8 protein-coding genes are annotated in these 12,819 nt (G+C 43.8%); all 8 read left to right on the top strand.

All coding sequences use genetic code 11. The features are described 5' to 3' along the window. Nucleotides 1-4 precede the first annotated feature (4 nt). The 8 genes from H7844_11355 (at nt 5) to H7844_11320 (ending at nt 12,062) form a co-directional block, all read left to right on the top strand. Nucleotides 5-1,195 (top strand): beta-ketoacyl-[acyl-carrier-protein] synthase family protein, encoded by a 1,191-nt coding sequence (locus tag H7844_11355; GenBank protein MEO5357880.1) that lies wholly within the window; start codon nt 5-7, stop codon nt 1,193-1,195. Further along, nucleotides 1,192-2,208, top strand: coding sequence for a beta-ketoacyl synthase chain length factor (locus H7844_11350; protein ID MEO5357879.1), 1,017 nt, complete (start codon nt 1,192-1,194; stop codon nt 2,206-2,208). The genes H7844_11355 and H7844_11350 overlap by 4 nt, the downstream gene beginning before the upstream one ends. Next, nucleotides 2,187-2,855, top strand: a complete 669-nt coding sequence (locus H7844_11345) for an outer membrane lipoprotein carrier protein LolA (protein MEO5357878.1) — start codon at nt 2,187-2,189, stop codon at nt 2,853-2,855. Before H7844_11350 ends, H7844_11345 begins: the two co-directional genes overlap by 22 nt. Continuing rightward, nucleotides 2,852-4,462, top strand: a complete 1,611-nt coding sequence (locus H7844_11340; protein ID MEO5357877.1) for an aromatic amino acid ammonia-lyase — start codon at nt 2,852-2,854, stop codon at nt 4,460-4,462. The genes H7844_11345 and H7844_11340 overlap by 4 nt, the downstream gene beginning before the upstream one ends. A 139-nt stretch (nt 4,463-4,601) precedes the next feature. Beyond that, nucleotides 4,602-5,300: a hypothetical protein gene (locus H7844_11335; protein ID MEO5357876.1), complete on the top strand. Its 699-nt coding sequence runs from the start codon at nt 4,602-4,604 to the stop codon at nt 5,298-5,300. A gap of 13 nt (nt 5,301-5,313) precedes the next feature. Further along, nucleotides 5,314-7,749, top strand: coding sequence for a hypothetical protein (locus tag H7844_11330; GenBank protein MEO5357875.1), 2,436 nt, complete (start codon nt 5,314-5,316; stop codon nt 7,747-7,749). A gap of 63 nt (nt 7,750-7,812) precedes the next feature. Continuing rightward, the gene (locus tag H7844_11325) at nt 7,813-8,967 is read left to right on the top strand and encodes an efflux RND transporter periplasmic adaptor subunit (GenBank protein MEO5357874.1); all 1,155 of its coding nucleotides are present in this window, start codon (nt 7,813-7,815) and stop codon (nt 8,965-8,967) included. Nucleotides 8,968-8,969: 2 nt separating this feature from the next. Next, on the top strand, nt 8,970-12,062 hold the full coding sequence (locus H7844_11320; GenBank protein ID MEO5357873.1) for an efflux RND transporter permease subunit: 3,093 nt from the start codon (nt 8,970-8,972) through the stop codon (nt 12,060-12,062). Nucleotides 12,063-12,819 lie beyond the last annotated feature (757 nt).

The raw sequence follows: 12,819 nt of genomic DNA, 5'->3' as shown, positions 1-12,819 counted from the left end.
GGCAATGGCTTCAACAATAAAGATAACAGGATTAGGGGCGGTATGTGCCTCCGGCGGTAATGTAGAACAATGCCTGCAAAATATGTACGCCGGCATTCGAAATCCCTCACCGCCCTCCTTGTTTGAAGCTGATTTAAAAGTGCAATATCCGGTCTTTGAGTATAAGGGCCGGTTGCCTGAGGAAAGTAATACTATGGTGACACGTTCTGTCAGACTTCTCTTAAAGGCACTCCATGAGGCATTAAATCAGGCGCAACTTACAGAGAGTGATCTCTCCTCAGGATACCGTGTAGGGGTTTGCATAGGAACAACGGTGGCCTGTACATTAAATAACGAGCAATTTTACCGTGCATGGAAAGACAACAAGACCCCCGGCTTTGAAGCTATAGAGAGATACCTCAGTAATAATCCCGCCTTATTTATCAGAAAACGGTATAACCTCAAAGGCCCTGCCGCCACTGTGGCTAACGCCTGCTCATCAGGCACAGACGCCATAGGTATATCAATGCACTGGCTGAGTCAGGACTTATGCGACATAGTGATAGCGGGCGGAACAGATGAACTCTGCCGCACAACATACTTAGGGTTTGCTTCCTTGCTGGTAACATCTGATGAGCCATGCCGCCCGTTTGATGCAAGACGGAAGGGGTTAAATTTAGGCGAGGGCGCCGGTGTGTTGGTCCTTGAGCGGGATAGCGCCGCTAATAACCGCAAGGCAAAAGCCCTTGCCTATGCCGCCGGATACGGCACGGCAGCGGACGCTTTTCACTGTTCCTCACCGCATCCTGACGGTACCGGTTTGAAAAAAGCTATAACCTTTGCTTTAAGCCAAAGCACACTCAATATCAGAGATATTTCCTTCATCAATTCCCATGGCACATCAACGGAGGCTAACGACTGTGCGGAGGGAGCTATTATTAGCCGGCTATTTAGCACAGAGATACCTGTGACGTCCACCAAATCATACACAGGACACACATTGGGAGCAGCAGGGGCTCTTGAGGCCGTGTTTTCCGTAAAGTCGCTGTGTGACGGAATGATACCCGCCACTTTGGGTTTTGAGCATTATGATGAAAAATGTATGCTCTCTCCCACTATAAAGACAACAGCAGTTAAAACCAGTGCAGCGCTTTCCACCTCACTGGCTTTTGGCGGTACAAACTCAGCTCTGCTGCTTACAGGGACAGAGCAGTGAAGGCAGGCATCTCAGGGCTTGGCATGATAACTCCGTTTGGGGTTGGGGTGGAGCATTTTTGGCAGGGGCTTAGAGGCCGGAGGAAACCGCAATATGTAATGGAGCTTATTGATCTGGCACAGGGCCAAAGAGAACTTGGCATGTTTAAGGCTGTGGCTGAGGGATTGAAAGATTACATCTCGCCTGCATTACTAAGGAGAATTGACCCACTTGCACAAAAGGCGCTCCTTTGCTCCATATTAGCCTTAAAAGATGCCGGCATAGTTGATGATACTAATAAAAATATCGGGATAGTAACAGGCACCGGTTATGGGTGTTTAAATGCTTCTTTTAATTTTCAGGATAGTCTTATTGATTATGGTGACAGTGCCCCATCGCCTACTGATTTTATAAATTCCGTGCATAATTCCATATGCGCTCAGATATCAATAGCTTTAAAGATAACCGGGCCTGTCACAACAATCAGCAGCTTTGAGCTAACCACAGCCCAGGTGATAGAAACCGCCGCCGCATGGCTTAAACAAGACTCTTGTGATTATGTGTTTGCTTGTATCGGAGATGAGAATCACATGCTCAGAAACTATGCCACGGCTTTGTTTAAGGAGGGCTGTGCACAGGATGATGTGGTGTATGAGCCGGGTGAGTTCTTTGTCTCCTTTGTACTTAGCAAAGATGACAATGCAAAGTACGGCTGCATAAAGGAAATCCAAAGTAGTGGTTTTGATTATGGCGTTGGGTGCACAGTTCAGTACACTTTAGAAATCTCGCAGGGCAATAGTGGCTCAGAGCCCTCCTTAAGTTCTGAGTTATCGGGCATAGAGAGGATTTGCGGTTACAGCCCCTGCGTTGACGCTCTGTACCTTTGTGCAGCCGCAGTTATTAAAAGCAAACAGGTGACACTCAGTGGTAAGGCAATCGGCCGGCAAGAGAGAATCATAATCAAAAGAGGGAAAGATAAGTGTTTTCAAAACTATATAATCACAGGTGGAAAATGTTTAAAACATTCTCATTAATATTCATTTGCGTGTCACTGCTATGCAATATAGCAGAGGCGGCGGAGTTTACGGAAAATAATCAAAAACTGCTGGAAGATCTAAAAAGCAATTTAGGCAAGGTGGAATCATTGGAGGCTGCCTTTACACAAACACGATATTTAAGCCTTTTTGAAGAGCGTCTGACGTCTAAGGGACGCCTGTATTTTCAAGCTCCAAATATGATGAGATGGGAGATAACTGAACCGTACAAAAGTATTTTAATATTTAGTCAGGGGGCCGCTTCCAAATATGAGGTGACAGAAGGTAAGACAAGAAAGATGAAACTTGCGGGTTCTGAGTTTTTTGCACAGGTGATGGAGCAGATGATGAAATTCATAAAAGGAGATTTTACATCCCTTAACAAAACGTATAATCTGGAAGTTAAAAAAGACAAAGAAATCAGGGTTATGCTTGCTCCGTACTCCTCCGGCAAGCCGTCAAAATTAAGCTCTTTTACGTTCCATATAAACCCTGCCAATTACCGTGTTACAAGGTTAATCATAACAGAGCAAAGCGAGGATAATAAAAACACAGGGGACAGAATAGAGATAGATTTTAAGACAGAGTCAGAAAATAAAAAACTGCCGGATGAGATTTTCTCCCAAACCAATCCCAAACTGTTTTGAAGCACTACAGAGATGAGGCGGATGTGATAGAAATAAACGGACACGGATTAACACTTCGTAATGTGTATGATATAGTCATTTCCAATGCTGAGTGTAAGCTTAGCGAGGGTGCTAAGCGGAAAATGGCTAAATCCAGAGAGCTGGTGGAGCGTTTTGAAAATAATGGAAGAGTGATATATGGTATAAATACAGGTTTTGGGCCTCTCTCCGGGACACGGATATCAAAGGAAGATTTAGAGCAGCACCAGATAAATCTATTTCATCATCTGTGTTGCGGCCAGGGGAGCCTTTTTTCACATTCAGAGACCCGCGCTATAATGGTAGCCAGGGCCAATGCACTGGCAAGAGGTTTTTCAGGGATACGCTCAGAGGTTGTTGACAACATCATTAAGGCTTTAGAGGTGAATCTCCTGCCGGAGATACCCTCGGAGGGTTCGGTGGGGGCAAGCGGGGATCTGATTCCGCTGGCTCATATGGCACGTGTGTTTGCCGGTTTTGGATGGGCTTCATATAAAGGGCAGCGTCTTAGCGCTCAGGAGGCACTCTCCAAAGCAGGCCTTAAGCCAATTAGGATGAAAAGTAAAGAGGGGTTGGCCCTTGTAAATGGAACGTCTGCTATGACAGGGCTGATGTGTCTTTCTGTTGTAGAGTCTCAGAAGCTCTTAAATACACTGGAGTTTCTCTCCGCCTGCCTTATTCAGGTGATGTTTGCAGAGCCTGAGGTACTGTGTGAGCAGTTACACAGGGCGCGCGGGCATCGCGGGCAGGCAACTGTGGCCGGGCGTATGACTGAGTATCTACTAAAGAATGATCGCTATGCCTGTGAGATAAGAGAACATAGGTGGGGCGCAAGAGAAAAACCTGTAAGAGCCGGCGTTGAAATACAGGATGCGTACTCCATCCGTTGTGTTCCGCAGATACTGGGTGCATGTCAGGATGTAATCTGGCATGTTGAACAGGTTGTTACACGGGAGCTCAATGCCTCAACTGATAATCCTCTGATTTTCCCTGAAACAGAGACTGTCCTGCATGGCGGTAACTTCTACGGGCAGCAGATATCCTTTGCATCGGACTACCTGAGGCTCAGTATAATTAAAATGCTTTTGCTTGCCGAGCGGCAGATTGACCGCCTCCTCAACTGGCGTTATTCACAGGGGCTCTCCCCTATGCTGACGGCTGCTGAGCCGGGACTTAACTCAGGCATGGCGGGCTGTCAGCTCCTGTGTACCTCACTGGCAGCCGAGGCCAGAATGATGGGCAGCCCTGCCTCGATACAATCCATCCCCACTAACGGCAATAATCAGGATATTGTAAGCATGGGGTTAACAGGCGCAAAATACACTCAGAGAGTGCTCCCAATGGCATGGAAAATTGCCGCTGTGGAAGCCATGGCTCTGGTACAGGCGGCAGACTGCAGAGGGGATAGCTCTGTTATGGGAGAGGGTTATAAAAAAATGTGGTCACTTATCAGAAGCGTTTTCCCTAAGCTTATAGAAGATAGACCTCTGCATCAGGAGATCGAACAGGTAACAGAACTCATAAAGTCCGATGAGTTTCAAGCAGAGCTTATCTCTGAACCTTTTCCAAATCCGTGGTCATTCTACTGATGTTTACTGTCCTGTTTTGCCCGCGATAGTATAAGGTTCAGAAGTATATACATAATTGACAATAAAGGGAGAAAAAAAGCTTAATATCAACACATCTTTTGAAAGTGTCTGTGTTGTTGTCTTTTGCGGAGCTGCTAAATTGAAAAAACAGATTGTTTACATTTTACTTGCCATGCTGGTGTTTATGGCTTCTTGTGTGGCAAAGGAAGTGACACTTCCTGAGTCATACGACTTATCTCCGGATCATTTCAGGCTGCTTACAAAATTACGTAATACAATGCCTGAGAGAGGCACCTTTACCGGACATGTTGTGCTCAATCTCAATGAGCTTGAATTTGATTTCGTAAGCTATACGGCTTTTGACGGAGATAATTTCAGGGCACTTGGCATGGCGGAGATAGGCAGCCGTTTTTTTGATTTCCTGTTCAATGACAATACAACAGAGGTACTTGCATGTCCGGGACAAATCCCGCATCAGGTGGTAAAAAACGGCCCTGTAAGGGATATTAGCCTTATCCTGCACACACTGCACACTGTGGGTACTGCGCAGGCATGTGGTATAAACTGCCTTATTACTAAATCCCTCAGAGGCTCCGTCATATATACTTTTGATGAAAACGGCAGCATTGCAGACTCTAAGGAAATTTCCGGCGGCGCACTTACACGGGGGGTTACATATCAAGGCTGGAAAAAATTTGAAGGCTGGGCAGGAAATATACCCGCAGAAATAACAGTCACCAATTATGAATATCATTATAAATTCAGCCTTATCATAACAGATATTAAAGAAGGGCTGAAAAACAGTAAAATTATACTCAGCAAGACTCCTGATTTATAAAAAGGCCGTAAGGTTGATTCTTACATACATTCTGAAAAAACTCTTCGCACACTCCAACATCGTGCTTATTGTCTGTCTGTGTATGTTTGCCCTTATGGGGTGGATATCCTCCGGGCTGCATTTAAGTGATGATATAATGAATATCTTACCACTGAACGATAAGTCCGTAAGGGACTATGCCGATGTGTTGCTTAATTTCAAAAACTCGAACCAGATTGTTTTTATGGTACAGACAAACATGCGGGATGATGTTTTAACTGATGCGGCGCAGAGTCTCTCGGATAAATTAAAAGACAGCAGATACATTGAGCAGGTGCGGTACAAGTGGGACATAGATGATATAAATACGGCGTTGGAAAAACTTAATACCTATAGCCACTGTTTCTTTTCAGAATTAAACAGCGCAACTCTCAGTAGTGCATTAACATTGGAGTCAATTGATAAAATGATGGCTAAGATAAAGGCGATGCTTATAGAGACGCCGGTTCCGTATATTACACAAATGGTTAAAAAAGACCCTCTGGGCATTAACCATCTGTTTTTGAAAAGGCTTCAAAGCCTCTATGGAGTTTCCGGCTCTCTTAAGATAAAAGACGGCATAGTGTTTTCATCTGATGAGCAAACCTTGCTCTTTACGGCATCAACCGGTGTTTCTATGACAGACTCCATAAAAGGCCTTGAACTTGTCAACGAAATCAACTCTGCTGTTAAAACTGTGACGGATAAATATAATAATATGGTGACGATAACATGGTTAAGCGGGCACAGATTTGCCGTTTATAATGCCGGTTCGGTTAAGCGGGACATTACTGTAATAACTGTTGTTTCCCTGGTTAGTATTACATTGTTGTGTTTTTTGGTATTTGCAAGAAAGTATTTTTTTCTCATAGCCCTACTTCCCGCCTTGTTTGGTAATTTATTTGCTGCCTCGGTATCTGCCTTTTTACCCGGGATATCGGCTATAGTGCTGGGAATGGGGGGGGCGCTTTCAGGCATTGTAGCTGATTACGGGATAATTATCTTATACAAGGCCGACCGGATGGACACCCCCGATGAGGCAATGCTTACGGGAATAGTTAAAGATGTTACCAGACCCTTTTTACTGTGTTTTGTAACAACTATGATTGCTTTTAGTGTTTTGCTGTTTTCAGATATCCCGGGGTATGTGCAGCTCGGCCGCTTTTCGATGCTTTGCCTGACGGCTTCTTTTGTTTTTGTGCTGACAGTTCTTCCCGTAATAATAGTAAAAATCAAAAGTGAGGGTAGTCATCCGCTTGTGCCGTTTACGCCTGTTGCTGAGATGTTTCGCCGCCTTGCAGGCAGGTATGCGGGACTTTTCCGGTTAATGTCCGTTGTCCTGACTCTCGTTGCACTTCCCGGCCTTCAAAGTCTCCGTCTCGACGGTGAAATTGCAAAACTAAACATGGCCTCCTCTGAGACACAACGGGATTTTAATCTGCTCAGACAGACCTTTCCCTCATTGATGAATGCCTCCTACATAGCGGTAAGGGAGCGTAATCAGAATGATTTATTTTCAAAAAACGAACAGACAGACCGTTGGCTGTCGGAGCACTCAGGGGAGCAGGGCATTGACGGTTATACTTCTGTAGCCTGGCTGCTGCCCTCAGACAATACTCTTATGGCAAACACTAAAAACTGGATTAACTTCTGGACACAGCAGCGTAAAGAAGAGCTTACAGAGAACCTGAAAACTGTATGTGCAAAGTACGGAATGCGTCCGGAGTTTTTTGTAGATTACGTAAAGAAGCTTCCAGGTGATAACCACAACTGTAATCTTGATGCTCTTTATGATCAGCCCTTTTTTAAACAATTGCTTGTTCAGTCATTATTTAAAAACGAGCGGGGAGAGGGAATACTTTTAACGAAGTTCTGGAGCAGCAACGCCAAAATACCTGAGTCGTTTGATACAATGTTAAAAAAAAATCTGCCCTTTGCCTTTACCGTTGACGGTAAGTCCTTTACAAATAAGATGGTAAATCTGATGTTTTCTGAATTTATCAAACTGGGCACTGCTTCAATGGTTTTGTTGCTGTTGATTGTGTTTATTTTCACAAGGAGCATAAAAGCAACGGGAGTCTTTATTTTGCCGCTTTTGCAGGCATTTATTTTTACCTTTGGAGTTATGGGGTTTGCCGGCTTGCCCTTTGATCTGATGGCAACCCTGGTGGTTATTTTCATGTTTGGCCTGGTTATAGACTATTCAGTAGTGCTGGGGTGGAGCAGCGAGCAGGACAGCAGTGATAAGTTTGACCGTACCTTCGGCTCAGTAGCACTTTCAGTGCTTACGACTGTTTTTGGGTTTGGCTCACTGATTTTGGCTAAACACCCTGCGTTACATAGTATCGGCGTCACTGCCGTACTGGGGTTAGGTTCAGGTTTTATGTTTGTGTTGTTAAACATCGGAGGTAAGCATAAAACTAAACCTTGACACAGTCCGATAAATTAAGGTTATAATCTTATTTAATAAAATGTTTTATTATTTAAGATAAAAATGAAAATAAAGACAAGTATAAGGATAACTGTTTCAGCCTTTATATTTCTATTTATTATAAGCTGTAATAATATGGCAACCGGACAGAAGAAAGCTCAGCCTCCTGTGCCTGTTTCCGTGCAAAAGGCGGTTGCTAAGTCCATGCCTGTTGAAATAACGGCATTTGGTACGGTAGAGGCTTTTAATTCTCTGTCGCTTATACCGCAAATCCCTGGGAAAATCCTGAAAATTCATTTTAAAGAAGGACAGTTTGTAAAGAAAGGCGACTTACTTATTACCATAGACCCGGCCCCGTACAAAGAGAAACTCAGTCAGGCTGAGGGCACGCTTGCCAAAGACAGAGCAAATCTGACGTATGCCAAAGAAGAGGCTCAACGATACACGTTTCTACTTGAAAAAGGTGCCGTCTCCCGCTCTGATTACGATAAAAGCACAAGCAGTTACAAGGCTCAGGAGGAGCTTGTAAGGTCAGATGAGGCTGTCGTAAAACAGGCAAGACTAAACCTTGCCTACTGCTCCGTCCACTCCCCCATTGATGGTAAAACAGGCGCTCTTATCCTCAAGGAAGGCGCCGTGGTTGAGGAAAATAAAACCAAAGTTGTCACAATAAACCAAATTCAACCAATTTTGGTCAAGTTTTCCGTGCCGGAAAGGTTTCTCAATGAAATCAAAGAGTTTAGTGACAAAAATACTCTTAAAGTGCTGGCATTTCCGCCTAAGTACGAAAAAACACCGCGTGAGGGAAAGCTCACTTTCATAAGCAACTCCGTTGACCAGAACTCCGGTATGATAGAGCTTAAGGCGGAGTATGAAAACAAGGACGGTTTTCTCTGGCCCGGGCAGTTTGTTAATGTTGTTATGCACCTGTCAGTTACACCCAATGCCGTCGTGGTTCCATCCGCTTCCGTCCAGTCAGGGCTTAAGGGTAATTACGCTTTTGTTGTTAAACCTGATATGACTGCCCAACTGAGGGCGGTAGTTGTTGACAGAGTGCAAAGAGACGAAACTGTTATCAAATCCGGTATCGTTGCCGGTGAAACTGTTGTGACCGACGGCCATATAAAGCTAAAAGACGGCTTAACAGTAAAATTCAATGACGTCTCCACGGCACAGCCGGCACCGGAGCAAAGCCCGCCACCTAAAAAAGGCCCATAGCCGTGAACCTTTCCGAAATATGGATAAGACGTCCAATTATGACCATCCTGTTTATGGCCGGTATTTTGTTTTTTGGCGTAATAAGTTATAAAAAACTTCCGATTAATAACCTTCCTAATGTTGACTTCCCTACTATAGAGGTAACAGCCATTTTACCAGGCGCTAACAGTGAAACTATGGCCTCCACTGTTGCTATGCCTTTAGAAAAACAGCTTTCTACCATTTCAGGTGTTGACTCTATGGTCTCAACAAGTGTTCAGGGTAAGACGACAATTAATATTCAATTTTCTCTGGAGAGAAACATTGACGCCGCCGCTCAGGATGTTAATGCCGCTATTTCATCTGCTATGGGTGTGCTGCCCAAAAATCTGCCTAATCCGCCTACATACATAAAGGTTAACCCCGGTGATATGCCGATTATTTTTATAGGATTGATCTCTGAAACACTTCCTGTTACAGCCATTAATGATTATGCTGAGAACATTCTTACTCCGTACCTTTCTACTATAAATGGTATTGCACAGGTGCGTATTGTCGGCACTCAGCGATATGCCGTCAGAGTGCAGGTTAATCCACATGCGCTTTCAAGTAAGGGGATAGGAATAAACGAGGTTTCCGATGCCCTGTCCTCAGGTAACGTCAACCTGCCGGGGGGGGAACTGCAGGGTACTACCACCGGCTTTATGCTTAAACCCTACGGGCAGATACTTGACACGGAGGGATATAACAATCTTATTGTCACTTACCAAAACGGCTATCCGGTTAGGATTAAAGACATAGGGCAGGCCGTTGACGGCGTTGAATATAAAAAACAGAGAGCTTGGTTTTTTGCTAACGGACAGGCAAAACGCGGGATATTTCTTCTTGTAAACAGACAGCCCGGGACAAACACCGTGGAGCTTGCCAATAAGATAAAATCCCTCATGCCGGTACTTAAGGCCTCCATGCCGGCCTCTATGGATATGGCCATTTTCTATGACCAGTCACTATTTATAAAAGAATCTATCGATGATGTTCAGTTTACTCTGCTTCTTACGATTTTTTTAGTCATTGTTGTCATATTTCTTTTTATAAGAGCCGTAAGACCGACTCTAATTCCGAGCCTGAGCGTTCCACTGTCCCTTATCGGGACATTTGCCGTGATGGATTTGATGGGCTACTCTCTAAATAATTTGTCCCTTATGTCCCTCACTCTTGCTGTTGGATTTGTGGTTGATGACGCCATCGTAGTGCTTGAAAACATTGTACGGCGAATGGAGATGGGTGAGGACCCTATGACCGCCTCCCTCAACGGCTCCAAAGAAATCGGTTTTACAATTCTCTCGATGACAATTTCCCTGGTTGTGGTGTTCATTCCCATTATGTTTATGGGAGGCATTATAGGCCGCCTTTTCAGGGAGTTTTCCGTGTGCATTACATCAGCCATACTTTTTTCCGGGCTTGTTTCCCTGACGCTTACCCCTGTTATGGGAAGCCGCTTTATGGGAGCTATTACTCACACACATGGCCGTCTTTACCAGTACTCGGAGGCGTTTTTTAAGCGCATGATTGACTTCTATTCCCACACGTTAAAGTGGGTTATCTATCACCGGAAATATACTCTTATATTTTTAGTCTTTATTGTCTTTGGTACCGTCTATCTGGCACAAGCTGTTCCCAAGGGGTTTATTCCGACTCAGGATCAAAACTTTTTCAGAGTCTTTTCCATAGCCTCAGACAGTATTTCTTTTGAGAATATGGTGAAGCATCAGGAGGCGCTAATTAAACTGATTTTAGAGGACCCTGATATTAAAGAAGCTAAAGGGGCATCTGCCGCCGGCTTTCCTGGAGATACCGGAGGTATTATATTTGTCGGACTTAAGGACAAGGAGGAGCGTAAAAGTTCAGTTGACGAAATCATCAATCGCCTGAGGCCCAAACTCAATCAGGTACCTGGCCTCATCGTCTCTTTAGTAAACCCGCCGCTTATAACTATCGGGGCAAGGATTACCAGTGCCCAATGGCAGTACACTTTGCAAACCACAGATATAGATGAATTATTTAAATACGGCAGCCAAACAGAGGAAAATCTCAGGAAGCTGCCTGCCCTGACTGACGTCAGGTCTGACCTCCAGATGAGAAAACCAGCCATAGAAGTAATTATTGACAGAGACAAGGCCTCAAAGCTGGGGCTTACGCTTAAACAGATTCAGGATGCTTTTTATAGCGCTTATAGTGACAGGCAGGTCTCAACAATGTACACCACTACAAACCAGTACTATGTTATATTGGAGCTTGCCCCTGAGTATCAACAATCTCCCGAGCTCCTTTCCCTGCTTTATATTAAGTCTTCTAACGGTAAACTGGTACCACTGTCAACAGTGGCCCAAATTCGACACACAGTCTCACCGCTTAGCATAAATCACATTGGGCAGGTGCCTGCGGCCACCGTGTCGTTTAATCTTAAACCGGGCTACTCCATAGGTTCGGCTATGGAAGATATAAACAAACTTGCCAAAGAGACCCTGCCTGCCACGATTACCACAGGTTTCCAGGGCTCTGCGCAGGCTTTTAAAAAATCATTTTCAAGTATGGGGTTTTTACTCATAGTTACGGTGGTAATTATATATCTTGTTTTGGGAATGCTTTATGAAAGTTTTTTTCATCCTCTTACAATACTGACAGCTCTGCCTCTTGCCGGTTTTGGTTCCCTGTTTGCCTTGTGGATGTTTAACAAGGAGCTTGACATGTACGCCTACGTCGGTATGATTATGCTTATAGGAATAGTTAAGAAAAACGGGATTATGATGGTTGACTTTGCCCTTGATGCAGAGAGAAATGAGGGGCTTACCGCTGAGGAATCAATATTTAAAGCCTGCCAAATACGCTTTAGGCCGATTATGATGACCACGATGGCGGCGCTCTTCGGCACCCTTCCTATCGCCCTGGGAATAGGCGCAGGTGGTGAGGCACGCCAGCCCCTTGGTATTTGTGTTGTAGGCGGCCTTTTTTTCTCTCAGTTTATGACTCTCTATATTACACCTGTGTTTTACATCTACGTTGATAAGTTCAACTCATGGATTTCTCATAGTAAGGGGACAGTAGTGAGGGGATGAAATTGCAGGGAATTATAGAGTTGGTCTCCAATTATAGCGATGTGCATAATTCCGTTCATTATTTTTAAAGGCTGAGATTGCCCTCCCCTAAAAGGGGGTTCCCATGGTCGCAAATGCTCCTCACAATGACAAATAAAAAAAATACTGTTATACCAAGTTGAATTCAATCGTCTAACTTTGTTGGCATCGTCACAAGCTCTTTAACGTACGAAAAAGTATGCCTGAGTCGTTTGCTCCCAGCTACCTGCGTTTACTTCCGCTGCAATTTGGTATTAGCTAAGAGTTTATGCTTATAATTGTGTGTATTAATATCATTAGAATAATGATTATTTTTTACAGATAATGCATATATAGAAGAAAAATATTTATTTTTACTTGATATTTTAAATTGGGATTATTTAAAGTATTCATGTACAGAATATATGATTTATTAAATATATGTATTGCAAACAAGCTACATTTTAGATATTATATAAATACAGTAAAATTACATTTAGTTAGTTTTTGCAAAAGTAATAATTTCATTGACACTTGGGAGTCAGCTAACAGTGGGAGGAAAATGTGAGGTACTATGCACATTCAGAAAATAGTGACAATGAGAAGCATGATTTGTCAAAGCATCTTAAATATACTGCAAAACTAGCTGAGTCTTTTGCGTGCAAAGAGGACTATAAGCAGGTTTTTAACGGAAGTTCAGCGTAAAAAATGGCGTGAAGTGGCTATAAGTGGCTAATAAATAAGAAAAAAACAATAATGG

The sequence above is a fragment of the Nitrospirae bacterium YQR-1 genome (assembly GCA_039908095.1).
Taxonomy (GTDB): Bacteria; Nitrospirota; Thermodesulfovibrionia; order Thermodesulfovibrionales; family Magnetobacteriaceae; genus Magnetomonas.
Note: the sequence above shows the minus strand (reverse complement) of the source record. Positions and strands in the feature narration are given on the sequence as shown.

Bases quoted from the DNA above. Each gene is read 5' to 3' on its own strand.
- H7844_11345 (MEO5357878.1), top strand. From the start codon at position 2,187: ATGTTTAAAACATTCTCATTAATATTCATTTGCGTGTCACTGCTATGC.
- H7844_11325 (MEO5357874.1), top strand. From the start codon at position 7,813: ATGAAAATAAAGACAAGTATAAGGATAACTGTTTCAGCCTTTATATTT.
- H7844_11355 (MEO5357880.1), top strand. From the start codon at position 5: ATGGCTTCAACAATAAAGATAACAGGATTAGGGGCGGTATGTGCCTCC.